This is a genomic window from Flavobacterium sp. 270, from assembly GCF_004368785.1.
Lineage (GTDB): Bacteria > Bacteroidota > Bacteroidia > Flavobacteriales > Flavobacteriaceae > Flavobacterium.
This window is the reverse complement of the sequence record NZ_SODM01000003.1, coordinates 425333-449751: the sequence shown is the minus strand read 5'-3', so window position 1 is coordinate 449751 and position 24419 is coordinate 425333. Positions and strand designations below refer to the sequence as shown.

The window sequence follows — 24419 nt, the reverse complement described above, 5'->3', positions numbered from 1 at the left end:
CAATGAATTCAATTTTTAAAATTTCTTCTTTAGCGGCAGTTCTTTTTTTATGCTCCATTTCTTATTCCTATTCACAAAATGTAAATTCTTTAGCTGCTCAAATAGATAGTCTGCTCGCGGTTTCTTCTCCTAAGTTTAACGGAACAATTTTAATCTCCCAAAAAGGAAAAACAATTTATAGCAAAGCGTACGGTTTTGCCGATTTAGAGAAAAAAACGCCTTTAGAAATTGATAATGCATTTGAAATTATGTCAAACAGCAAACAAATTTGTGCTGTTTTGGTATTAAAAGAAGTTGAAAAAGGAACGATAAAACTAAACGATCCCATAAAAAAATACATGCCCGAATTAAAACAGTCTTGGGCACATTCTGTAACAGTAAGTCAGTTATTAAATCACACACACGGAATTGAAGCGCTGGATAAACCACTGCTTTTTAAACCCGGAAGTGATTTTAAATACAATGGCTGGGGTCTTGGTTTGGCAGGACAGATTTTAGAAAAAGTAACTAAAAAAAGTTATCCGGCTTTGTCGTATGCACTTTTTCAAAAGCTTAAAATGACAAGAACAATGTGTTATGCTAAAATAATTCCGCCCTATTTGGTAAGTGGTTATGATAATAAAAACAACGTTTTTACTAAAGTAACATCTTCACAAATAAATCCTGGAAGTTATGGTTCTGACGGCATTATTTCAACGGTACACGATTTGGCGATTTGGAATAATAATCTTCATAAAGGGAAAATTTTAAAACCAGAAACTTATAAATTAATGCTGCAATATAAGATTCTGGCACAGCATATGGCTTTTGAAAAAGAAAAAGTGGGTTATGGTTACGGAATTAGAGTTGTAGATAAAGAAACTCCAAAATATATTGGACATACAGGCTTAGGAGATGGATTTTCTTCTATAAATTTGTATTATCCTGAAAGCGATACAAGTCTGATTATTTTAGAAAATCAGATGAATGAAGATTCTAATTTGTTTTATGCTAATGAAATTAAAATCAAAAAACTACTTTTAAAAAGTGGGCTGCTCAACCAAAAATAATTCGAAATGGCAAAAAATAAAACAACCGAAACCCAAAGCAGCGTTACTGATTTTATTAATGCTGTCGAAGATCAAAAAAAGCAAACTGATGCTTTTGAACTTGCTAAAATCATGCAGGAACAAACTGGTTTTGAACCTAAAATGTGGGGACCAAGTATTATTGGTTTCGGAAGTTATCATTATAAATACGAAAGCGGCCACGAAGGCGACGCACCGCTTGTGGCATTTTCGCCAAGAAAAGCTGCGATTTCGCTTTATTGTTATATTACCCCAGAAAACCGAGAAGAATTATTAGCTAAACTAGGAAAACATAAAGCCAGTAAAGGCTGTATTTACATCAATAAATTGGCCGACATAGATATCGAAATCCTCAAAAAAATGACTGTACTTTCTGTAGAAAATTTAAATAAATTATATCCACCACAATAAATACCATGATCTTAACTTTTTTAATACTTATTTTTTTAGTTGTATATCTGTTTTTGCAAGATCCAAGATTCGGAAAAGCGCCAGCTGGCGAAAGACTTGCCAAAATTCAAAAATCTCCAAATTATAAAAACGGAAAATTCGAAAATATACATTTTACGCCTCAGCTTACAGAAGGTTATTCTATGCCCGGCGTTTTGTATGAGTTTTTATTCAAAAAGAAACCAAACAGAATTCCTGTAAATCCGATTCCTTCCATCAAAACAGATTTACTAAATCTATCTGTAGATCAAGATATTTTAGTGTGGTTTGGACATTCTTCTTATTATTTTCAAATAGAAGGAAAACGCTTTTTGGTTGATCCGGTTTTTAGCGGTAACGCCTCACCTATCGCCGGAACTACAAAATCGTTTAAAGGTTCGGATATTTATGATGTTGAAGATCTTCCCGAGATTGATTATTTATTAATTACACACGATCATTACGATCATTTGGATTATAAAACGATTCTGAAACTAAAGCCGAAAACAAAACAAGTTGTTTGTGGTCTGGGTGTTGGCGCTCACTTTGAATTTTGGGGATTTTCTCCTGAAATTATTATCGAAAAAGATTGGAATGAAAAAGTAGAATTAGATCAAAATATTACGCTGTTTACAGCTCCGACAAGACATTTTGCTGGCCGTGGATTCAACCGAAACAATACGCTTTGGCTTTCTTATATTTTGCAGACACCAACTTTTAAAATGTATTTAGGCGGAGACAGCGGTTACGACACACATTTTGCCGAAATTGGACAAAAATACGGTCCTTTTGATCTTGCTCTGATTGATAACGGACAATATGATGTAAAATGGAAATACATTCATAATCTACCCGAAGATGTGATACAAGAAGCGAAAGAATTAAAAACAAAAAGATTATTTCCTGTTCACTCTTCAAAATTTGCATTGGCCAATCATCCGTGGGACGAGCCTTTGAAAAGAATCACAGAACTGAATGAAAAAGAAGAAAATCCAATTTCGATCATTACACCAATGATTGGAGAATTGGTCGGACTGAGAAATGAAAATCAACAATTTAAAAGATGGTTTTTTTAAGAAGTACAAAGGTGCAGAGGTTCTAAGCTTCTAAGGTTTTGAAACTTGAAACTTGAAATCTGAAACTTGAAACTTGAAACCTGAAACCTGAAACTTTAAATCTTAGAATCTTAGAGCCTTAGAACCTTAGAACCTTTAAAAAAAATGAACACTTCAACTTTTTTTATTCGAAATGCGCATTCTTCAGAATTTGAAGAAATTGGAAAACTGCTAATTGGTGTTTATTCGCAATTAGACGGTTTTCCTAAAGAAAACGAACAGCCTAATTATTATAAAATGCTGGCTAATATTGGTGATTTTACCAATCATCCGGAAACAGAACTTTTGGTTGCTGTAGATCATGAAAATACAATTGCAGGAGCTGTTGTATATTTTAATAATATGAAATATTATGGTTCTGGCGGTACTGCAACGCAGGAACAAAATGCGGCAGGTTTTAGACTTTTAGGAGTTGATGCCAATTTTCGCGGTAAAGGAATTGGAAAACTATTGATTGAAGAATGTATCAATAAAGCAAAAGAAAATAATTTAAACCAAATTATTATTCACAGTACTTTGTCTATGAAAACAGCTTGGAAAATGTATGAAGATTTAGGATTTAAACGATCTGAGGATTTAGATTTCATGCAAGGAGAATTAGCGGTTTTCGGATTCAGATTTTCATTAAAATAAAAACTACTTTAAATTGAAACAGATATTCTATTTATCAATTATTACCTTCTTTTTAAGCATTTCTTTAAGTGCTCAAAATACCTATGTATTTCTAGGATCTTATAATCGGGATGTTACGGCAGAAGCCATTCAGGTGTATCAATTGGATACTTTAAATGGAAATTTAAGCAAAATAGCTGCTGTAAAAAACATTATAAATCCTTCGTTTTTGACAGTTTCGCCAAACGGAAAATTTGTATACGCTTGTACCGATACCAAAACGTCAAATGCGGGAAGTGTGAGCAGTTTTGAATTTAATCCGCAGGCTAAATCGCTTGTGTTTTTAAACAAACAATCCAGCGGTGGCGAAAATCCGGTTTATCTTTCGGTGCATAAAAGCGGGAAATGGCTTGTAAACGGCAATTATACAGAAGGAAGTGTTTCGGTTCATCCGCTATTAGAAAACGGGAAAATCGATTCGATTGCTCAGAATTTTCAATATTCAGACGGAAGTGTTCATAAAGAAAGACAAACTCGCTCGCATGTACATTCGACGATTTTTTCTCCTCAATTTGATTATTTGTTTCTGCCTGATTTAGGAGCTGATAAAATACGCTGTTATCAATTTGATGCAACTCAGAAGCAACCTTTAGTGGAAGTCAAAATTCCGTTTACAAAAACAGATTTGCAAAGTGGGCCACGACATATGACTTTTTCTCCCAATCAAAAATTCGGATATTGTATTGAAGAAATGTCGGGAACGATCAGCGCTTATGCTTATGAAACAGGAACTTTAAAAAAGATTCAGAGAATTAAAACACACGAAGACCAATACGATGATTTTTCTGAAAGCTCGGATATTCATATTTCGCCCGACGGAAAATTTTTATATGCCTCAAACAGAGGAAATGAAAACAATATCGCCATTTTTTCTATTGACAAAAACGGGCTTTTAAAAAACATTGGTTATCAATCGACTTTAGGAAAACATCCGAGAGTTTTTGCGATTGATGAAAGCGGTAAATTCCTGATTGCAACGAATGTAAATACCGGAAATGTGGTTGTTTTTAAAAGAAATCCAAAAACCGGATTACTTAAAAAAGTTGGAAACGAAATTAAAATGGAAAGTGTTTCTTGTGTTCAGATTAAGAGAATTTAGTTTCTTATTGGCACACTGATTTTACGAATTGAACGGATTTACACAGATTTTTATTTGTGCAATTGCTTCGCCTGTTCGCTATCGCTCGGGTCGTGGCAAAAAACAGATTAATATTTCACGCAGATTTTGCGGATTTGAGCAGATTTTTTAATTCGAGAAATTTGTGAAATTCGTGGCAAAAAAAAATCCATTTAATCCATTTAATCTGTGGCAAAAAAAGAAAAACATTTCATGCAGATTTTGCAGATTGAGCAGATTTTTAATTCAAGAAATTTGTGAAATTCGTGGCGAAAAAAACATAACAAAATGAAAAGAATAACAGTCTTCTGCGGATCAAGTTTTGGTACCGAAGAAATTTATACGGTTCAAGCTTCTTTGCTTGGAAAGACATTAGCAAAACAAAATATCGAATTGGTTTACGGCGGTGCAAACGTAGGTTTGATGGGCGCTGTTGCGGATGGCGCTTTAAACGAAGGCGGAAAAGTAATTGGCGTTCTTCCTGATTTTCTGCGTTCTAAAGAAATTGCACATAAAGGTCTTACTGAATTAATTTTGGTTGAAAGCATGCACGAAAGAAAAACCAAAATGAATGATTTGTGCGATGGCGTAATTGCCCTTCCGGGTGGTTTTGGAACTCTCGAAGAACTTTTCGAAATGCTGACTTGGGCACAATTAGGACTTCATAAAAAACCAATCGCAATTTTAAACATTAATGGTTTTTATGATTCTTTATTAGAATTGTTGCAAACCATGACAAACAAAGGATTATTGAAAGAAGCCAATAAAAATATGGTTTTGGTAAGTGATACTATTGAGGATTTATTACAAAAAATGAAAAATTATACGCCGCCAACAACTGGTAAATGGATTGAGAAACCTAAATTATGAGTTGTAAGTTATAAGTTGATTTTAAGAAATTTAGAGTTATATTTACATTTCCCCTTAAACACATAACTTCTACTAGCAACTTCTAACTTAAACAAAACATGAAAGCACAAAGCAACAATTTTGCAAAAGCCGAAATGCTGATTCGAAAACCTGTTTCAGAAGTTTTTCAGGCTTTTATAAACCCGGAGATTACCAATAAGTTTTGGTTCACCAAAGGCTCTGGTAATTTAGAAGAAGACAAATCTACAGAATGGACTTGGGAAATGTATGGTTTTTCGCTTACGGTTTTGACGAAGGTCTTAAAAGAAAACCATAAAATTGTAATTGAATGGGGATCTCCCGAAGAAATCACTGTAGTCGAATTTATTTTTACTTCTTTAAATGAAAATGAAACTTTTGTGAGCATTATCAATTCTGGTTTTAAAGGTGATCCTGATAAAATAATAGATCAGGTTCGAAATTCAACTGAAGGTTTTACATTGGTTTTGGCTGGTGCAAAAGCGTATTTAGAGCATAAAATTTTACTCAATTTAGTTTTAGACAGATTCCCGAAAGGATTGGCGTAAAGATTAATTTTGTTTCAAGTTTCAGGTTTCAAGTTTAACCGCAAAGTAAACCAACTTGAAACCTGAAACCTGAAACAAAACAAAAATGGAACTAAAAAAACCAACAACCGTAGACGAATACATTGGCGAATTTCCAAATGATGTTCAGGAAATTCTGGAACAAGTACGAATGACGATTCAGAAAGCTGCGCCGGATGCTAAAGAAAAAATAAGTTATTCAATGCCGGCTTTCGAGCAAAACGGAATTGTGGTTTATTTTGCCGCTTTTAAAAATCATATTGGTTTGTATGCACTTCCAACCGGACATGAAGCTTTTAAAGAAGAACTTTCTAAATACAAATCAGGGAAAGGTTCTGTACAATTTCCGCTAAAAGATAAAATGCCTTTTGACTTAATTACCAAAATTGTAAAATTTCGAGTGAAAGAAAACCTCGAAAAAAGCAAAAAGAAATAATATTAATGAATCTTACCGAACATTACGATCAACTTTATAAAAAAGCTTCTGAGGCAATTTTAACATCAAAATATACTTTGGATACAGAAATAAATAATACTTCTGATTCGAGATATGGTATTACGCTGCTCATTCGTCCAAGCGAACAAATAAAAGCCAATATACAGCTCTTTTTAGAAGAGTTGAGAGAAGTAGAACCTGCACAGTATTATTACCCGGATTCTGATATTCATATTACAGTAATGTCTATTATTTCCTGCTATGACGGATTTAATTTAAATCAAATTTCGCCTAATGATTATATTCAGACGATTTGCAGAAGTCTTATTGATCTGAACAAAATTAAAATTGATTTTAAAGGTATAACAGCTTCACCTTCTGCGATAATGATTCAAGGTTTTCCGACAGATGAATCTTTGGATAAACTGCGAAATAAAGTGAGGGAGAATTTTAAAAATTCTGATTTACAACAAAGTATAGACAGTCGTTACACAATTGCTACAGCACATTCTACGGTAATGCGTTTTCAGGAAAAGCTTCAAAATCCGGAAAAACTGATGCAAGTGGTTTCTAAATTTCGCGATTATGATTTTGGAGAATTTACAGTCGAAAATTTAGAATTGGTTTATAATGACTGGTACCAGCGAAAAGAGAATACAAAGGTCCTGGGGGAATTTCAATTGTAAATATTTTTATTTTTTAAACTCACCAAAATGCCATAAAATCCCTGACGGATCGTGCAGAAAACATTCTTTTCCCCAATCTAAGTTTTTTATCGGAGTTAGTTTTACATTGTATTTTTCTGTGAGTTTTAAATCTAAAAGTGCTGCGTAATAGCTATCAGTATCATCTACTTCTAAAAAAATCATGGTATTTTCTATCCATTCTTTTGCGTAATAATCCTGAAGATAAAAAGCAAATTCTCCAGCCTTAAAAACCGAAAAATTAGATTCTAAAACGGTTTCCTCAAATCCTAAATCTCGGTAAAAACTTCTTGATAATTCGAAATCTTTTGCTCCGATAAAAGGACGTATAGATTTAATATTGTGTTTCATAGCTTATAAATTTATGTCGTTATAATAAATCAAAAACCATTTATTGTTGATTAACTTAAATGTTCTTTCAACTTCAAATCCGCTGTCTGGAATCCAAAATTTTTCTGTTATCAAACTATCTGTTTTTACCAAAGAATGCTGATATTCTTCAAATTGATTTTTTTCGGAAACGGGAATCTTTAGAAATTGCCAATTTTTCTTTGTCCAATTATAATGTTCAAAACCAGAAATGTGTGTTCCATCAATTGGAAAATCAACTCTTGAAATTTGAAAAACCGAATCGGAATGAAATTGTACATTAAATTTATCAAAACTTTCAACAGCTTTATTTTCAAGTTTTTTTGATTGAATTTCTAATGTTGAATTTTCTTCGCTTTTATTTTTATTACACGCTATGAAAAGAAATGCACATGCAATAAAAATTATTTGTTTTGAATATTTAACAGCTGTGTTCAAACTAATTCTTCTTCAAAATACTTCCCAAACCACGTCCAATTTGCTCGATTGCTTCTATACCTTTTTGTAGCGGTGTTGCTGTAAAATCTTCATAAGCATCCATCGCACTTTCTTTTCTTCCGTCGTGCGGATAAACCAAAATCAAGTTATTATCGTTGAATGATCTTTCGAATTTTTGAGGCAATTTGTCAAAAATAGACTGATAAGAAACGGAACCTTTTCGGGATAAATTAAAGACAATCAAATCAGTGCCTTTAATTTCATCAGAAATCGCTTCAAAATCTTCCCAGTCCAAAATACTTTTAAAACCTAATTTTGCATTTAGTTTTAGATTATTAGCAATTTGTAAAATAGTCTGATGTGTTTTGTATTCGCCATAAATTACAATCGGAACGCTTAATTCCTGAGATAAACGGCAGATTTTCTGTAGTAAAAGCTGAAATCCAACTCCTCTTTCAGAAAAAGGCGGACAGATAAAAACCAATCTTTTTTCTTCGATAAAGGTTTTCTCAAAACGACAGATAAACAAAGTCTTATCAACATTGTTGATTATAGAATCTACATTTTCACCAAAAATTTTATCTAAGAAACCTGTTTTTCTCGGCCATCCCACAATTACAATGTCAGACATAATTTCTTTAGAAGTTCTCGCAATTCCGCTTGCAGGATTGTGATCTATTCTGGCAATCGTATTTATTTTTACTTCTGAAGCAGAACCTTGAATTACAAATTTATCAACGGCTTTTTTATACTTCAAAATGTTAATTTCGGCCTGATCGTTATTGGGAACAATGGTAAGCAGCGTAACAGGATTAGAAGATTTTTTGTCTTTTATTAAAAGTGCAAAATCTAACAAACTTGCTGTCGCAGAAGTTTTTGCCAGCGGAATTAAAATATGCTCGTCTAAAATTTGATCTTTTTCTGCATCTTCATGAGAAATTTCTTCTTCGCAGATGGCAATTTTTTTAGCTGCTTTTTCGGTAGCAAAAGACGCAACAATACACGTTATTAAAATTAGAATAATAGTTCCGTTTAAGATATTTTCATCTAAAATTTTAGCTTTAAAACCTACTAAAATAACTGCCAGAGTTGCAGCGGCATGCGCACTGCTTAATCCGAAAATAAGCTGTCTTTCGGTTTTAGTATATTTAAAAACAACCTGCGTAAAAAAGGCTGCAATCCATTTTCCAAAAATAGCGACAACACTCAAAGTTCCGGCCACAATAAGTGCCGTTGGTCCGCTTAAAATTACGCTGATATCAACCAGCATTCCCACAGAAATCAGGAAAAACGGGATAAACAATGAATTTCCGATAAACTCGATTCTGTTCATCAAAGCAGACGAATGCGGAATTAACGGGTTTAATGCCAAACCGGCAACGAAAGCACCAATAATAGGCTCTACTCCTGCTACTTCTGCCAAAAACGCGGCAAAGAAAACCACAGAAAGTACAAAGATATAATGGGCGTGTTTTTCACTTTCTAATTTCTTGAAGAACCATTTTGCAATTCTCGGAATTACCAAAAACATAATGGCAGAGAAAATCGCTAAAGAAACGGTCAATTTTATCCAAAATGCCTGATTTAAATTTCCCTGACTACTTCCCATAATTACGGCTAGAATAATCAAAACGGCTGTATCGGTAAGGATTGTTCCCCCAACCGTGATGGCAACGGCCTGATTTTTTGCAATTCCTAATTTGCTTACAATTGGGTACGCCACCAAAGTGTGCGTTGCAAACATACTTGCGGTCAAGAAACTGGCATTGAAATCGTAGTGCAATAAATAAAAACAAACCGGAAAACCTATAGAAAGCGGAAAAATAAAGGTAAATAATCCGAATAATAAACTTTTGTTTCTGTTGGCCTTAAATTCATTCATGTCAAGTTCCAGACCTGCAATAAACATAATATAAAGAAGCCCGATGGTCGAAAATAAATCTACTGCAGAACTTTTTGCCAGGATATTAAGACCATGAGGCCCAATAATAACGCCTGAAATGATTAATCCGATTATACCTGGTATATTAATTTTCTTTAATAAAATTGGGGACAATAAAATAATGAAAAGTATCAACGAGAAAATTAATACTGGATTGTTTAATGGCAATTCGAATTCTTGTAAAAAATGCTTGAAAAATTCTATCATAGTGTAATTTTATCTTCTTGTGGTATTTTAATTTTCGTAAAAACATCAATTAAAATGCGGTGTCAGAAGTTTTAGTTTACTGATTTCTTTAGAAAATAAAAAAACCAAATTCTTTAGTATGTGCTTCATTACAAAAATACCTAAAAAAAACTCCAACTTTTTACGAAAACCGCATATTAAGCAATTAAATTTATTTCGTTGCCAAATTATTAATATTTAATATTTATTTTAACAAATATGCAACATTAACAATCAAATTTTAAAGTTCATTGCATTATTCAATTATCTTTGTAGTAACAAAAATTGCACAATGGAAGAATGTATTTCTGTTTTTGATATGCTTAAAATTGGGGTTGGTCCTTCGAGTTCACATACTTTAGGCCCGTGGAGAGCTGCCGAACGTTTTTTAGAAGAATTAAAAAATGAATCTATTTTAGACCAGATTAAGCGCGTAAAAGTCGACTTATATGGTTCGCTTTCTTTAACTGGTAAAGGCCACGCTACAGATTTATCTGTTATGCTGGGTTTAAGCGGTCAGGATCCTGAATATATTCCGGTAGAGAATATTGCAGGAATTATTAAAAAAATTGAAGATACGAATGAAATTAAACTGGCAGATCAATATGCTGTTCCGTTCTATTTTCTGCAGGATATCGTTTTTAATAAAGAGTTTCTTCCGTTTCATGCCAACGGCTTAAAATTTACAGCTTACAAAGCAGACGATTCTGAATACGAATCTACTTTTTATTCTATAGGCGGTGGTTTTGTTGTGAAAGAAGAACGCATCAATGCCAAAATAAAAGAAGAAATAAAATGCGCTTTTCCGTTTCCAATTCAAAATGCGGTTGAGCTTTTAAATTATACAGTTTCAGAAAATAAGATGATTTCTGAAATTGTTTATGAAAATGAAAAATCGATGCGTCCCGAAGAAGAAATTCATTCGGAATTAATGCGTATCTGGAATACCATGTTAGAATGCATGTACATTGGGTGTCATTCTGAAGGGATTCTTCCCGGCGGTTTACACGTGAGAAGAAGAGCATTTGATATGCATCAAAACCTTATCGGATTATCCAATTATAATTCGCCACAAACCTGGCTCGAAGAAATCAGAAAAACAGAAGTAAAATTTCGTCAGATCCTAAAATGGGTAAGTTGTTTTGCACTTGCCGTGAATGAAGTAAATGCTTCTTTAGGCCGAGTGGTTACAGCACCAACTAACGGTAGTGCTGGTGTAATTCCGGCTGTATTAATGTATTATCTGGTAATCGAAAATCACGACGCCGGCGAAAAAGAAATCAAACAATTCCTGATGGTTGCGGGCGAAATTGGAAGTATCTTTAAAAAAGGATCTACAATTTCTGCAGCAATGGGCGGTTGTCAGGCCGAAATTGGCGTTTCTTCATCTATGGCGGCGGCGGCACTTTGCGAATTAATGGGCGGTTCTCCGGCTCAGGTTCTTATGGCCGCAGAAATCGCAATGGAACATCATCTTGGTTTAACCTGCGACCCAATTGGAGGTTTAGTTCAGATTCCGTGTATCGAAAGAAATACAATGGGCGCGATAAAAGCGATAAATGCTGCTGAATTGGCTCTTGAAACCGATTCTAAAAATGCTAAAGTGCCGTTAGACAAAGTAATTAATACCATGTGGCAGACAGCAAAAGACATGAATTCTAAATACAAAGAAACTTCTGAAGGCGGACTTGCAATTGCAGTAAATATGGCAGATTGTTAACGAGAAAGGTTTGCCACGAATTACACGAATTTTCTCGAATTATTTTTTTTCATCATCATAAAATTGGTGTAAATTCGTGTAATTCGTGTAATTCGTGGCAGAAAAAAACAAAACATTTCAGATGAAAAAATACCGCATTCTACTTTTCTTTTTGTGTTCGATTTTAGCGCAGGCTCAAGATCATTCTTATATAAAATCAGACACCAAACTATTTACTTCAAAAAATAATACCGGAGATTTTTTAGGCTATTTTAAATATAGTGCCCAAATACAATTATTATCAGAAAATGAAAATGGCTGGTATAAGGTAAAAGCAGATAATTTTTCGGAAGGTTTTGTTGAAGCAAAATTTGTTGGCAAATCATTAAACGCTGCAGATATCAAAACAAAAGATCCCGAAAATCCTATATTGGAAGGCGGTGATGATTATTATGGAGGAAATCATCTTTTTGTTTTAGCAGCTGGTTTAAAAGCAAGATCGGCGCCGGATAAAAATTCAAAAATTAAAGAAATTCTAAATACCGGTGATCCTGTAGCCGTAAATTATCTTCCTAAAAATCAAGAAGAATGGGTTAATATAAGTGGTAATTTTGACAGTGAATACGCGAAATTTACACTAAGAAAGTTTATCGGCAAAAGACCTGATTTTAATACTTTACTCAAAGAGTTTGACAAATTAGACGAAACAAAAATTAATGAGCGAAAAACGGCTGGCGAGCGAATTGTAGAGTTGGCCTGGAACAGCGGTTACGATAAATTAATTCCTGCTTATCAACGTTATAATCTGGTTGCCAAACAATTGAATGATCCGAAATTAATAGAGGATACGGAACTTAATTTTCTCTTGGCTCAGGGTTTAGCAAAACAAAAAACACCAGAACAAATTACTGCATTTATAAAAAAAGCAGAATTTGTTTTGAAAGGAACTAAAACCAAATCATTGTATTTATCTCAAAAAGATTTAGTAAAACTATTTGGAAAACCAACTAAAAAAGCCAATGTAGAGGATGGCTGCGGGATTTACTTAAGCGATTTATTTTATTACTATCCCGATTTAGAAGTTTCTGTAGATGAAAAGAAAAATCAGGCAGAAATAATTAAAGTTTTTATTAACGAAAATAATAAGCTTGTTATAAACACCAATTCAATTTTGGACAATACTGTGTCTGAAAAAGCTTTCATAGAAAAATATGGTACTTATATTGAGGCTTCGATAAAGTCACCTCATAATTATTACATCCACATGGAAGACAGTCAGTTTACAATCGTATTTAAAGATGGAAAGCTATTTTCTATCGAAATATTCTTTGATTGCTGATTCCCAATCTACAATTATTCAATACTTTTACATTCACAAAAAAAAATAAAATGTCAGTAGCAAAAAAAGATTACAAAAGAATAACAACAAAATCGCTAATCGAAATGAAAAGTCACGGAGAAAAAATCTCTATGCTGACGGCTTACGATTATACGATGGCAAAAATTGTTGACACTGCAGGAATCGATGTGATTTTGGTAGGTGATTCAGCATCAAATGTTATGGCTGGCCACGAAACGACTTTACCAATCACTTTAGATCAAATGATATATCACGCTTCGTCTGTTGTTCGCGCGACAGAAAGAGCATTAGTTGTAGTTGATTTACCTTTTGGAAGTTACCAATCTGACCCCAAAGAAGCTTTACGTTCTGCTATCAGAATTATGAAGGAAAGCGGCGGACATGCTGTAAAACTAGAAGGCGGAAAAGAAATTAAAGAATCGATCAAAAAAATATTAAACGCAGGAATTCCAGTAATGGGACATTTGGGTTTAACACCTCAGTCTATCTATAAATTCGGAACTTACAGCGTTCGTGCGAAAGAAGATGAAGAAGCTGAAAAATTAATTGAAGATGCCAAAATGCTGGAAAAAATTGGCTGTTTTGGTGTAGTTTTAGAAAAAATACCTGCAGATTTAGCCAAAAAAGTTGCTGAAAGTATTTCAATTCCAGTTATTGGTATTGGTGCCGGAGGCGGTGTTGACGGTCAGGTCTTAGTAATCCACGATATGTTGGGAATGAATAATGAATTTAGTCCGCGTTTCTTGCGTCGTTACTTAAATTTATACGAAGCAATGACTGGCGCAATCAGCCAATATGTTACTGATGTAAAAGCGAGTGATTTTCCGAACGAAAAAGAACAATATTAATTTTTGAGGGGCAAAGGTTCATAGGCTCAGAGGTTCAAAGTTTTTTTTTAGGTTCTAAGATTCTGAGTTGCTAAGCTTCTGAGTTTTGCAAAACTAAATTTTGAATAGCCTCCTGCTTTAGCTGGAGGAAACATTATTATGAATCAAAATGGCTTTAGCCAAATTCCCTCAATACAAATCTAAATTCTAAAATTTAAATTCTAAAATATCCAAAAGTGAAGGTTCTTTCCAACAAAACAAATCTCCAAATCTTACATGAAGACAATCACATTATTGTGGTTAATAAACGTGTTGGCGATATTGTACAAGGCGATAAAACGGGCGACAAGCCGTTATCTGATGTTGTGAAAGAATACATAAAAGACAAATACAATAAACCTGGCGACGTTTTTCTGGGTGTAATTCATCGTTTGGACAGACCTACAACCGGAATTGTTGTTTTTGCTAGAACTAGTAAAGCGCTTACGCGAATGAATGAATTGTTCTCTAACCGCGAAACTAAAAAAACATATTGGGCAATTGTGAAAAACAAACCTGTGGAAGCAACTGCCAAATTGGTTCATTTTCTAAAAAGAAATGAAAAAAATAATACTTCAAAAGCACATTTAAAAGAAGTTCCAGACAGCAAACTGGCAAGTTTGGATTATACTATTATCAAAGAACTTCAAAACTATACAGCGCTGGAAATCAATCTGCATACGGGTCGTCATCATCAGATTCGTGCGCAATTGTCTGCGATTGGATCGCCGATAAAAGGAGATTTAAAATATGGCGCAGACAGAAGTAATCCTGACGGCGGTATTCATCTTCATGCCAGAAAATTGGTTTTTATTCATCCCGTTACCAAAGAAAATATCATAATTACAGCGCCAACTCCCGACGAAACAATTTGGAACGCGGTATGATTTTATGATATAATTCTTATTTTTTAAATTTTTATCGATTAACTTGCATAGGCAAAAAATCAAGCTGATCATAAAATGGACTACAAAAACGACATAGGATATAGAAAGGAAACTCTCAAAAAATTATTGTATAACATTCAGAAAAGCGAAGATTTAATTGTAAAAGCTTTATACGATGATTTTAAAAAACCTGAATTTGAAGCTGTTTTAACCGAAACAAATTATGTTATTTCGGATCTGAAAGATACCATCAAAAACATTCAGAAATGGGCAAAACCCAAGCGTGTTTTTCCATCACTTCTCAACTTCCCTTCTACCGATTATATTTATAAAGAACCTTACGGAAATGTTCTGGTCATTGCGCCCTGGAATTATCCTTTTCAATTGGCTTTATGTCCTTTAATCGCTGCGGTTGCTGCCGGAAACAGAGTCGTTTTAAAACCTTCAGAACTTACGCCTCATACTTCTGCCATCATTGCTAAAATTATCGAAAAAACATTTCACATCAATCATGTTGAAGTTTTTGAAGGCGGCATCGAAGTTTCTAATAAATTATTAGCACAACGCTGGGATTATATTTTCTTTACAGGAAGTGTCGCTGTCGGTAAAGTTGTCGCAAAAGCTGCTGCCGAAAACCTAACACCGGTTACACTCGAATTAGGTGGTAAAAATCCGTGTATTGTAGACGAAACTACTGATTTAAAATTGGCTGCAAAACGCATTGTCTGGGGAAAATTTATCAACGCCGGGCAAACTTGTATTGCTCCGGATTATATTTTGATTCAGAAAAACATGAAAGTTAATTTTATCACTTACATGATAGAAGAAATTATAAAAGCTTACGGTAAAAAAATAGACAAATCCCCTGATTTTGCCCGAATTATAAATACCAAAAACTGGCTGCGTTTAGTGGCAATGATCGAATCTGAAACGATTATTTTTGGTGGAGAAAATGATGCAAACAAACTTTATATGGCTCCAACTTTGCTAGATGAACCTCATTTGGACAGTCTGGTTATGAAAGAAGAAATTTTTGGTCCCATTTTACCTATTTTGACTTACGAAACAGAAAACGATATTCACAACGTTATCAGCCGATATGAGAAACCTCTTGCTTTTTATGTTTTTACCGAAAATAATTCATTTGCCAAAAAACTAATTAAAAATTATTCTTTTGGTGGCGGCTGCATCAACGATACAGTAGTTCATTTTTCTAATAAAAGACTGCCTTTTGGCGGTGTCGGACACAGCGGTATTGGTGCTTATCACGGTCAAATGAGCTTTGATACTTTTTCTCATCACAAAGCCGTAGTCAAAAAAGGAAACTGGCTCGACCTGCCTATGCGTTACGCGCCTTATAAAGATAAACTGGCTTCGATTAAGCGTATATTAGACTGGATTTAAATACGGAAACAATTTCGCAATGTTTTGTAGATTTTTATATGGAATTGATTAAAAATATTATATTTACGTCACGCTAAATATATTAAATCACAGGAAAATAAAACAATTCTACTTAAAAAATGAAATCTACACTTGACCAAATTGAAGACATCAAAAGAGATGGCTATACAATAGATTTTAATACTGTTTTTACTCACGCTTTCGAAAACTACAAAAAAATAGCACTTTATTCCGGGCTCATTATTTTAGTATTCTCTATAATCTTCGCCTTTGCCTTTATGGGAATTATGGTTGCTTTTTATGGCGCTGCAAGTTTAACAGAACAATTTTTTCAAAATCTTGCTGTTCAAAAAACATCTTATCTGGAATTAGTAATTTCAACAGCTGTGATTTCGGCAGTAACAGCTTTATTGGCACCATTTGGAGCTGGATTTCTTAAAATGGCAGATGCTGCAGATAAGGACGAATCGTTTGATTTTTCAACAATTTTCACTTATTACAAAGGTGCTTATTTTGCACAGATATTTGTTGCTTCTTTAATTATTACATTAATAAGTACCTCTATTGGGGCTTTGATAGACGGACTTGGAATTCGATTCTTAGGAACGGCACTTTCAATTATGGTGAATTTTTTCACTTATTTAAGTATTCCGTTTATTGTTTTCGGAAATTTAAAATCTTTAGAAGCTATAAAGGCAAGTTTAGTCATTGTAACAAAGAATCCCGGGATGATTTTTATTTTGTTTGTAACTGGTTTTATTGGCTCTCTTTTAGGATTAGCAGGTTGTTGTATCGGAGTTTTGTTTACGGTTGTATTTAATACCAGCATGACCTACGCAACTTATTTTTCAATTATAAGCATGGATCAGGAAGAAGAAGATTCGATTGATTCAATCGGGCAATCGGATTTCGAATAAAAAGATAGTTCTGATAAAAAAGAGCTTAACCAACTCTTTTAGAACAATCAAAGCGCTATTTACGAAACCAACATACCCCAAAATCTATGGCAGCTGACTGTAGTTTTTTAAATTTATTGATTTCAGGAATTGCTCATTTGGGCAATGCCCTGAAATCAATTATTGCAAACTGGTATGTGTACAATTCAGATATAATTTTTTATAATAATCCTAAACTCATTGTTTTAGGATTATCACTTTTTGCTTTTCTGGCCTTACTGGTGTATCAATTTTTTAGAATCAAATCAAAAATTGGATATTTCATAGAAAAAAAGAAAGAGGTCGAAACCGCAAGCAAAGAATATCAACTCTACATTTTATTTTTTGGAATTGCAGTTATTGTAATCGAAATTATAAATGAAATCTTTAAAATCAGACCCAAAAGTTTATTAGTTGTAAATGTTACAATTGGGATTTTGGTTCTGCTCATTTATTTGATAACAGACAAGGTAAAATGGCTTAGAGACAGAATTCAGCAAATATTTATCTTCTTTTTCTTCATCTATATCTCGTATGTTCTCAGCAATGTTATTTTACTTACGAATGATGTTGTACCGATTATTGTATTCCTCATCTCATTTTTCTTCTCTTACAACATTCTAAAACCAATAAAAATTTACTGGTTCTTTGTGGCGTTGGTTTTTGCATTTTTGATTATTACGGTTGCTTTTACTATAATCCCAATAAAATCTTCCATTTTATTAATTAATTTCTGCATTCTTATCTTCATTATCAATCAGGTAAAATATGCCGTTTTACTCAACAATCGAGATAATTTCAGGTTTTCAAACGAGATTGTACACAAAGGAAATTCCCTTACGATTGCAACAAACCAAAAAGGCGAAATATTATTTTGCAGCGAAACCATAACTTCTATTTTAGGTTATCAACCGGATGAAGTTATGGGGCATAAATTCTGGGAATTGACCAAGGATAAAGATTTTCTAGAGAAAGTTTACCACATACACCATGAGGAAAACAAGCTCTACATGCGAAAATTAAAGGCTGAAAATGGAGAATACAAATACATTCAATGGAAAGATAAAAAATTCTCTGAAGATTTAATTATTAGTATTGGGCAGGATGTTACCGAGCAGATTATTGTTCAGGATCAATACAAAAACCTAATCCAGACCGCAACCGATATTATTTTTGAAATTGATGCTGATGGTCGTTTTACTTTTGTAAATGAGTTTGCATATGCGATTTTAGGATATTCAGACAATGAAATCCTGCACCATCATTATTCTAATTTTATTCATGAAGATTATTTACTAAATGCAGTTGATTTCTACGAAAATTTAGCAATTGACGAGAATAATTTTCCTTTAATCGAAATTCCGATTTTAAAGAAAAACGGAGAAGAATTATGGGTTTCTCAAAAACTTATAATCCGCAAAAATGATTTAGGGCAAACTATTGGTTTTGCAGGTATTGCGAGAGATATTACAGAAATTAGAAATATAGAAAACGAGAAAAAAAGCCGTCTCGAAAAAATTGAAGCGTACAACAATTCTACCAAAAAATTATCAACTACAGACTTTAGCAAATTCGATAATTTAAATTCTGTTATAGATTATATTCTTAAAGAAGCGGCCACAGTAAGCAAAGCAAACCGCGTAAGTTTCTGGAAATATTACAAAGATTTAATTAGCTGTAAAAATCTTTACAGCATTGATAATCAAAATTTAAACGATAAAAATATTTTAGATAAAGAATCTTATCCGATCTATTTTGAAACCTTAAAAAACAAAGCCATCATTAATGCCCCAGATGTTTTTAATAAATTAGAAACATCAGAATTTCAAAAACTTTATTTTACCAAAAACCATATTAAATCGATGCTTGATGTTCCGATTTTTTTAAGCGGACAATTGGCAGGTGTCGCTTGTTTTGAAAGTACCGAAAATAAAAGAGATTGGGACAATGAAGACATCAATTATGCCCGAACCATATCTGATGTGATTTCGCTGGCGATTTCTTCGCAAATGCGTTTAGAAGCAGAACGAAGATTAGAATTTAAGAGCCAGTTATTATATGCGCTTTCGCTTTGTACAGAGAAATTTCTACTTAGCAAATCGACACAGGAAATGTTTGCAGAAACGTATGAATTGATTGGAAAAGCAGCCAACGTAGATCATATGTTTTATTACGAAAAAGATTTTACAACCGATACCGTAAGCCAAAAACACAAATGGTCGCGGGAAGGTATTGAGCATCAGATAACAAAACTTAGAACGTTTAGCAAAGAAGATTTTAAAGAAATTTATGATGCTGCCCAAAACAAGAAAATCCTAAATACGCTTACCCGTAAACTCGGAAATACTTTTTTTAAGGAATTGCTTATCAACAACGAAATCAAATCGATTTTGATTTTACCGCTTTATATCAATGATGTTTTTACCGGATTTATAGGTTTTGATGATTGTGTAAAAGAAAGAAAATGGTCTGAAGAGGAAATTTATATCTTTCAGGTTTTAGCAAATAACATTTCATCGGCATTAGAAAGAAACCGAAATGAAACCAAAATTGTAGAAAGTGAAGAGAAATTTAAACTGATTGCCAATAATATTCCGGGAACGGTTTACTTGTCTAAATTTGATGCGTTTTCGACTAAAATATTCTTAAACGATGAAATTCTGAATCTAACAGGATATTCGAAATCAGAATTTATAGAGAATAATTTATCGTTCTTGTCGCTGATTCATCCTGATGATAAAGATGACGTCATTAACAATCAAATCAGCAATTTAGAAAACGGAATTCCGCTTCATAATATTTACCGAATTAAAAGAAAAACAGGAGAATTTATTTGGGTAGAAGAATTTGGTGATGTTATCAAAAAAGACGATGAAATTGAATTTGTCGGCGGTATTTACTTTGATATTACCAATAAAAAAGAAACCGAAGACGCCATAAAAGCCAAACAATTGGCCGAAGCCGCAAACAAATCAAAATCGGATTTCCTTGCCAATATGTCGCACGAAATTAGAACGCCTTTAAACGGTATTATTGGTTTCACGCATTTATTGATGAAAACTGAACTAGAAGAAATTCAGGAAAAATACATGACAACCATTAATCAATCTGCACATTCTTTGTTGGAGATTATAAATGATATTCTGGATTTTTCTAAAATTGAAGCCGGAAAACTAGAGCTTTTTATAGATTTATACGACATCAAAAAAGTACTCGGTCAGGTTTTTGATTTAATTGTTTACGAATCCAACCAAAAAAACCTGCAGCTCGAACTTAATGTAGATCCTGATGTTCCTAAATACATCTGGACCGATATTGTGCGTATCAAACAAATTCTGATAAACCTGCTTTCAAACGCTGTAAAATTTACCAACGAAGGTTCTATCAAACTTAATGTTTCGGTTTTAGAAAAAAACAAAAACAACAATTGTGTAATACGTTTTTCTGTAATTGATACCGGAATTGGAATTTTGGAAAAAAATCAGAAGAAGATTTTTAAAGCTTTTTCGCAAGAAGATAGTTCTACAACGAGAAAATTTGGCGGAACTGGTTTAGGATTAACAATCTCCAATCAATTGCTGGCATTGATGGAAAGCCGTCTGCAATTGGAAAGTAAAATTGACATTGGCAGTAATTTTTATTTTGATTTGAATTTAAAAACAAGCAATCAAAGTATTAACGAAAAATACAATGCAGAACTCAAAAGAATGAACTTAAATTCTGACGAAGAAAGTACAGAATACAGCAAAAAAAATATCACGTTTTTAATCGTAGAAGACAATAAAGTTAATATGCTTTTGCTTAAAACTATTATTAAAAACCTCTATAACAATGCTTTTATTTATGAATGCGAGAATGGTTATGAAGCCATACAACAATTTGAAAGCATAAATCCGAGTCTTGTTTTTATGGATATTCAGATGCCAATCATGAATGGTTACGAAACTACAAGAGCGATTAGAAATACGGTAACAGGCAAAAATATTCCGATAATTGCCGTAACTGCAGGCGCCGAAAAAGAAGAAAGAAATAAATGTTTATCGGCCGGAATGGATGATTATATCTCAAAACCAATCATAAAAGGCAGCGTAGAAGAGACTTTGATAAAATGGCTTAAATGATAAAAGTAATTTAATTTCGATAACCTTTTATTATTTAAAAATACATAAATTCGTACATTAAAAATATAAAAAACTAAATTACAATATACTATGAAATGGTTAGGAAGAAGACAAAGTGATAATGTAGAAGACAGAAGAGGACTTTCTGGTGGAAAAGCCGTTGTTGGAGGTGGTGTTATCGGAATTGTTATTTTGCTATTAAATGTTTTTGGCGGTGAAACTGGTAAAACAGTAGGAAATGCACTGGAACAAATACAAGGCGGACAACAACAAACTGAAGCTGCCGCTCCGTTAAGCAAAGAAGATGAAGAAATGGGTAATTTTGTTAGAGTTGTTTTAGCCGATAACGAAGATATCTGGAGCAAAATATTCTCTGAAAATGGTATGACTTACGAAAAACCAAAATTGGTGCTTTTTAGAGGTTCTGTACAAACTGCCTGCGGTGGTGCTTCATCAGCTTCCGGACCTTTTTATTGTCCTGGCGACCGCAAGGTTTATATGGATTTAGGCTTTTTTGAGGAACTAAAAACTAAATTTGGAGCTAAGGGCGGTGACTTTGCAATTGCGTATGTTATAGCACACGAAATTGGGCATCACATTCAGACCTTAATGGGAACCTCAGCAAAAATGCGTGAAGCTCAAGAAGGAAAAAGTGAAGCACAGGCTAATAAACTTTCTGTTGCACTAGAACTGCAAGCCGATTTTTATGCCGGAGTTTGGGCACATTATAATAAAGAAAACTTAGATGTTGGTGATATTGATGAAGCTTTAAGTGCAGCAAATGCAGTTGGAGACGATGCCATACAAAGTAAAATGCAGGGACAAATAGTTCCGGATTCTTTTACGCACGGAACTTCTGAACAAAGAATGTATTGGTTTAAAAAAGGTTTTAGTACAGGAGATATTAAACAGGGAACTACTTTTGAGGAAATCAGATAAGAATTTAAATTCCAATTTTTTTTAAATTCCAAATTCCAATTTACTGCAAAGAGCGTTAAGATTACACATAGGTTCGCAAAGTTTTATTAATTATAAACTTTGCGAACCTTTGCTTTTTTTGCCTTGCGTACTCTACGTTAAAATTGGAATTTGGAATTTAAAAAAAATTGGAATTTAATTTCTAGGCACAAAAAAAGCCTTGAATAAAATTCAAGGCTTTAAATTTCTGGGTGGCTGACCGGGTTCGAACCGGCGACCCGCGGCACCACAAACCGCTACTCTAACCAGCTGAGCTACAACCACCATTTTTGCTTAGCGAGTGCAAATATATAACAAAGGTTTACTTCTACAAAGAAAAAAATGAAAAAATTACATTAAATTTTCTAAGCTATTGACTGCCAAACACCTTTCAACCGTAAATCCTTCAGCAAAATCTTTACCAACAAGCCTTCCTAAGTCCTGCGCGCGATAATTTAAACTATCAAAGAAGTTTTTGCTTGTAATAGGTGTAGCAGGTTCTTTTGAATTTGGATCATAAAACTGCGTTTTATAAGCTGCTACAGCTTCGATTTTCTTGTGTTCAAATCCAGTAATATCAACTACAAAATCAGGTACGATATTTTTCCATTGAATATAATGGTACACCACTTTTGGTCGCCACGCTTCTTGATTTACACCGTCAATAGAAGTTTCAATTTTCATTAATCCAGATAAAAAACAAGCGTCAGAAACCAATTTACTACCTTTTCCGTGATCAATATGGCGATCGTCTACAGCGTTGCATAAAACAATTTCTGGTCTGTATTTTCGAATCATCTTTATAACTTCAAGCTGATGCTTTTCATCATTTGCAAAAAAGCCATCACGCATTTCGAGATTCTCACGAACTACAACGCCCAATATTTTTGCAGCATCGGCAGCTTCTTTATCTCTGGTTTCTGCGGTTCCGCGCGTTCCAAGTTCACCGCGTGTTAAATCTACAATGCCTACTTTTTTACCCAGCGAAACTTCTTTTAAAATCGTTCCCGCACAACCCAATTCTACATCATCCGGATGTGCGCCAAAGGCTAATATATCTAATTTCATAATTTTTATTTTTTTGTTTCAGGTTTCAAGTTTCAGGTTTCAAGTTACGTCCTGTGTGTCAACTTGAAACCTGAAACTAAAAAACTATTTTATCTTTAAAACCCTTTTCATCGTCATGGATTTATTGACGCTTTCCTCCCATTCTTTTTCGGGAATACTTTCTTTGGTAATACCGCATCCCATATACAAAATGGCTTTATTTTGCTGAATCTGCATGCTTCGTAAATTTACAAATAAATCAGAACTTACGGAGCTCGATTCCAGACTGCTGTTTAATTCGCCCAGAAAACCCGTATAAAAAGTCCGGTCGTAATTTTCGTTTTCTACAATAAAAGCTTTTGCTTTCTTTTTAGGAAGTCCGCAAACCGCAGGCGTTGGATGCAGGGTATCAATTACTTCTTCCAGCGTTGAATTTTCATTTAAAACTCCCGAAATATCGGTTTTAATATGCCAGATCGATCCTGCTTTTATGCTGTACGGTTCTGTAACTTTTACCGAAAAAGCTACTTCTCGAAGTCTTTTCACAATAAAATCAGTCACATATTGCTGTTCGTCTTTTTCTTTTTGTTCCCACGAAATATCGGTTTCTAAAGTTGCTTTCTGCGTTCCCGCCAGCGCCGTAGTTTCAAACGCATTTCCGTTGGCTTTTAGTAATTGTTCCGGCGTTGCTCCCATCCAAAAACCAATTTTCGGATGAAAAAAGCAATAACTAAAAGTCGTTGGATACAATTGAATTAGCTGCTGAAAAGTAGTTACAAAATCAAATTCAGAAAGATCAACGCTTTCGCTGCGCGATAAAACGACTTTTTTAAATTCCTCGTTTTTAATCGCTTCAATTCCTTTTGCAACTAAATCTTCGTATTGATTTTTGGCTTTTTCATCAAAACCTAAATCATTAATCTCGGTTAGATTAATTTCAAAATTTTCTTGTTCAGCAATAATGATTTCAGCTTCATTTTCCGGAATCAGAATTAATTGTTTTTCATCAAAAGAAGCAAAAACAAAACCTTTTTCGGTAAAATCAGAAACCGTATGCAAAACATCATTTTGTTGTAAAAGCCCAATTATTTTAGTCGAATTGGGTTTAGAATAAAGTACAAAAGGTAAATTTTGTTCTTTATGCAATGTAATTTTAGAAAAGAAATCATTCATAT

Annotated in this window: 22 protein-coding genes and 1 tRNA gene; 17 read left to right on the top strand and 6 right to left on the bottom strand. The window is 33.6% G+C overall.

The genetic code is table 11. From position 1 onward, the window contains the following. Positions 1–2: 2 nt before the first annotated feature. From EV144_RS13495 to EV144_RS13455, 9 genes are all read left to right on the top strand, one after another. A complete protein-coding gene (locus EV144_RS13495; protein WP_134149566.1) occupies positions 3–1049 on the top strand; it encodes a serine hydrolase domain-containing protein in 1047 nt (348 codons plus the stop codon). A gap of 6 nt (positions 1050–1055) precedes the next feature. Next, a complete protein-coding gene (locus EV144_RS13490; RefSeq protein WP_134149565.1) occupies positions 1056–1478 on the top strand; it encodes a DUF1801 domain-containing protein in 423 nt (140 codons plus the stop codon). A gap of 5 nt (positions 1479–1483) precedes the next feature. Continuing rightward, a complete protein-coding gene (locus tag EV144_RS13485; RefSeq protein WP_134149563.1) occupies positions 1484–2572 on the top strand; it encodes an MBL fold metallo-hydrolase in 1089 nt (362 codons plus the stop codon). Between the two features lie 144 nt (positions 2573–2716). Continuing rightward, positions 2717–3244 carry a GNAT family N-acetyltransferase gene (locus tag EV144_RS13480; protein WP_134149561.1) on the top strand — a complete coding sequence of 176 codons (528 nt, stop codon included), beginning with the start codon at positions 2717–2719 and terminating at the stop codon, positions 3242–3244. A gap of 13 nt (positions 3245–3257) precedes the next feature. Next, complete coding sequence (locus EV144_RS13475) at positions 3258–4382, top strand: lactonase family protein (RefSeq protein WP_134149560.1); 1125 nt, start codon at positions 3258–3260, stop codon at positions 4380–4382. 306 nt (positions 4383–4688) lie between these two features. Beyond that, on the top strand, positions 4689–5270 hold the full coding sequence (locus tag EV144_RS13470; RefSeq protein WP_134149558.1) for a TIGR00730 family Rossman fold protein: 582 nt from the start codon (positions 4689–4691) through the stop codon (positions 5268–5270). A gap of 98 nt (positions 5271–5368) precedes the next feature. Next, positions 5369–5836, top strand: coding sequence for an SRPBCC family protein (locus EV144_RS13465; RefSeq protein ID WP_134149556.1), 468 nt, complete (start codon positions 5369–5371; stop codon positions 5834–5836). A gap of 85 nt (positions 5837–5921) precedes the next feature. Then, positions 5922–6290 (top strand): iron chaperone, encoded by a 369-nt coding sequence (locus EV144_RS13460; RefSeq protein WP_134149555.1) that lies wholly within the window; start codon positions 5922–5924, stop codon positions 6288–6290. Positions 6291–6295: 5 nt separating this feature from the next. After that, complete coding sequence (locus EV144_RS13455; protein ID WP_134149553.1) at positions 6296–6976, top strand: 2'-5' RNA ligase family protein; 681 nt, start codon at positions 6296–6298, stop codon at positions 6974–6976. 6 nt (positions 6977–6982) lie between these two features. Here EV144_RS13455 and EV144_RS13450 read toward each other — a convergent pair whose 3' ends face one another. Genes EV144_RS13450 through EV144_RS13440 form a run of 3 tightly spaced genes read right to left on the bottom strand, consistent with a single transcriptional unit; the run spans position 6983 to position 9950 of the window. After that, positions 6983–7345 carry a VOC family protein gene (locus EV144_RS13450; protein ID WP_134149552.1) on the bottom strand — a complete coding sequence of 121 codons (363 nt, stop codon included), beginning with the start codon at positions 7343–7345 and terminating at the stop codon, positions 6983–6985. 3 nt (positions 7346–7348) lie between these two features. Then, complete coding sequence (locus EV144_RS13445; protein WP_166670575.1) at positions 7349–7801, bottom strand: hypothetical protein; 453 nt, start codon at positions 7799–7801, stop codon at positions 7349–7351. A gap of 1 nt (position 7802) precedes the next feature. Then, on the bottom strand, positions 7803–9950 hold the full coding sequence (locus EV144_RS13440) for a cation:proton antiporter (RefSeq protein ID WP_134149548.1): 2148 nt from the start codon (positions 9948–9950) through the stop codon (positions 7803–7805). A 310-nt stretch (positions 9951–10260) separates the two neighbouring features. On the opposite strand from EV144_RS13440, the gene EV144_RS13435 reads away from it, so the two are divergent. The 8 genes from EV144_RS13435 (at position 10261) to EV144_RS13400 (ending at position 22179) form a co-directional block, all read left to right on the top strand. Continuing rightward, a complete protein-coding gene (locus tag EV144_RS13435; RefSeq protein ID WP_134149547.1) occupies positions 10261–11688 on the top strand; it encodes an L-serine ammonia-lyase in 1428 nt (475 codons plus the stop codon). A gap of 121 nt (positions 11689–11809) precedes the next feature. After that, the gene (locus tag EV144_RS13430; RefSeq protein ID WP_134149545.1) at positions 11810–13006 is read left to right on the top strand and encodes an SH3 domain-containing protein; all 1197 of its coding nucleotides are present in this window, start codon (positions 11810–11812) and stop codon (positions 13004–13006) included. 50 nt (positions 13007–13056) lie between these two features. Next, positions 13057–13875 (top strand): 3-methyl-2-oxobutanoate hydroxymethyltransferase, encoded by an 819-nt coding sequence (gene panB, locus EV144_RS13425; protein ID WP_134149544.1) that lies wholly within the window; start codon positions 13057–13059, stop codon positions 13873–13875. A 215-nt stretch (positions 13876–14090) separates the two neighbouring features. Continuing rightward, positions 14091–14780 (top strand): RluA family pseudouridine synthase, encoded by a 690-nt coding sequence (locus EV144_RS13420; protein WP_134149542.1) that lies wholly within the window; start codon positions 14091–14093, stop codon positions 14778–14780. Between the two features lie 75 nt (positions 14781–14855). Continuing rightward, positions 14856–16184: an aldehyde dehydrogenase gene (locus EV144_RS13415; RefSeq protein ID WP_134149540.1), complete on the top strand. Its 1329-nt coding sequence runs from the start codon at positions 14856–14858 to the stop codon at positions 16182–16184. Between the two features lie 119 nt (positions 16185–16303). After that, entirely contained in the window at positions 16304–17101 is a 798-nt protein-coding gene (locus EV144_RS13410; RefSeq protein ID WP_134149539.1) for a hypothetical protein, read from the top strand. Between the two features lie 86 nt (positions 17102–17187). Beyond that, positions 17188–21240 carry a PAS domain S-box protein gene (locus tag EV144_RS13405; RefSeq protein WP_134149537.1) on the top strand — a complete coding sequence of 1351 codons (4053 nt, stop codon included), beginning with the start codon at positions 17188–17190 and terminating at the stop codon, positions 21238–21240. Between the two features lie 90 nt (positions 21241–21330). After that, positions 21331–22179 (top strand): neutral zinc metallopeptidase, encoded by an 849-nt coding sequence (locus tag EV144_RS13400; RefSeq protein ID WP_134149536.1) that lies wholly within the window; start codon positions 21331–21333, stop codon positions 22177–22179. Positions 22180–22408: 229 nt separating this feature from the next. On the opposite strand, the gene EV144_RS13395 is transcribed toward EV144_RS13400, so the two are convergent. From EV144_RS13395 to EV144_RS13385, 3 genes are all read right to left on the bottom strand, one after another. After that, a tRNA-His gene (locus tag EV144_RS13395) sits at positions 22409–22482 on the bottom strand. Between the two features lie 66 nt (positions 22483–22548). Further along, positions 22549–23265: a bacillithiol biosynthesis deacetylase BshB1 gene (gene bshB1, locus EV144_RS13390; protein ID WP_134149534.1), complete on the bottom strand. Its 717-nt coding sequence runs from the start codon at positions 23263–23265 to the stop codon at positions 22549–22551. An 84-nt stretch (positions 23266–23349) separates the two neighbouring features. Beyond that, on the bottom strand, positions 23350–24417 hold the full coding sequence (locus EV144_RS13385; protein ID WP_134149533.1) for a chorismate-binding protein: 1068 nt from the start codon (positions 24415–24417) through the stop codon (positions 23350–23352). Between the last annotated feature and the right edge of the window lie 2 nt (positions 24418–24419).

What these genes read in the sequence shown, in the direction of transcription:
- EV144_RS13495 (WP_134149566.1), top strand. Translation starts at nt 3, where the DNA reads ATGAATTCAATTTTTAAAATTTCTTCTTTAGCGGCAGTTCTTTTTTTA.
- EV144_RS13490 (WP_134149565.1), top strand. Translation starts at nt 1,056, where the DNA reads ATGGCAAAAAATAAAACAACCGAAACCCAAAGCAGCGTTACTGATTTT.
- EV144_RS13485 (WP_134149563.1), top strand. Translation starts at nt 1,484, where the DNA reads ATGATCTTAACTTTTTTAATACTTATTTTTTTAGTTGTATATCTGTTT.
- EV144_RS13480 (WP_134149561.1), top strand. Translation starts at nt 2,717, where the DNA reads ATGAACACTTCAACTTTTTTTATTCGAAATGCGCATTCTTCAGAATTT.
- EV144_RS13470 (WP_134149558.1), top strand. Translation starts at nt 4,689, where the DNA reads ATGAAAAGAATAACAGTCTTCTGCGGATCAAGTTTTGGTACCGAAGAA.
- EV144_RS13465 (WP_134149556.1), top strand. Translation starts at nt 5,369, where the DNA reads ATGAAAGCACAAAGCAACAATTTTGCAAAAGCCGAAATGCTGATTCGA.
- EV144_RS13460 (WP_134149555.1), top strand. Translation starts at nt 5,922, where the DNA reads ATGGAACTAAAAAAACCAACAACCGTAGACGAATACATTGGCGAATTT.
- EV144_RS13455 (WP_134149553.1), top strand. Translation starts at nt 6,296, where the DNA reads ATGAATCTTACCGAACATTACGATCAACTTTATAAAAAAGCTTCTGAG.
- EV144_RS13450 (WP_134149552.1), bottom strand. Translation starts at nt 7,345, where the DNA reads ATGAAACACAATATTAAATCTATACGTCCTTTTATCGGAGCAAAAGAT.
- EV144_RS13440 (WP_134149548.1), bottom strand. Translation starts at nt 9,950, where the DNA reads ATGATAGAATTTTTCAAGCATTTTTTACAAGAATTCGAATTGCCATTA.
- EV144_RS13435 (WP_134149547.1), top strand. Translation starts at nt 10,261, where the DNA reads ATGGAAGAATGTATTTCTGTTTTTGATATGCTTAAAATTGGGGTTGGT.
- EV144_RS13430 (WP_134149545.1), top strand. Translation starts at nt 11,810, where the DNA reads ATGAAAAAATACCGCATTCTACTTTTCTTTTTGTGTTCGATTTTAGCG.
- panB (WP_134149544.1), top strand. Translation starts at nt 13,057, where the DNA reads ATGTCAGTAGCAAAAAAAGATTACAAAAGAATAACAACAAAATCGCTA.
- EV144_RS13415 (WP_134149540.1), top strand. Translation starts at nt 14,856, where the DNA reads ATGGACTACAAAAACGACATAGGATATAGAAAGGAAACTCTCAAAAAA.
- EV144_RS13410 (WP_134149539.1), top strand. Translation starts at nt 16,304, where the DNA reads ATGAAATCTACACTTGACCAAATTGAAGACATCAAAAGAGATGGCTAT.
- EV144_RS13405 (WP_134149537.1), top strand. Translation starts at nt 17,188, where the DNA reads ATGGCAGCTGACTGTAGTTTTTTAAATTTATTGATTTCAGGAATTGCT.
- EV144_RS13400 (WP_134149536.1), top strand. Translation starts at nt 21,331, where the DNA reads ATGAAATGGTTAGGAAGAAGACAAAGTGATAATGTAGAAGACAGAAGA.
- bshB1 (WP_134149534.1), bottom strand. Translation starts at nt 23,265, where the DNA reads ATGAAATTAGATATATTAGCCTTTGGCGCACATCCGGATGATGTAGAA.
- EV144_RS13385 (WP_134149533.1), bottom strand. Translation starts at nt 24,417, where the DNA reads ATGAATGATTTCTTTTCTAAAATTACATTGCATAAAGAACAAAATTTA.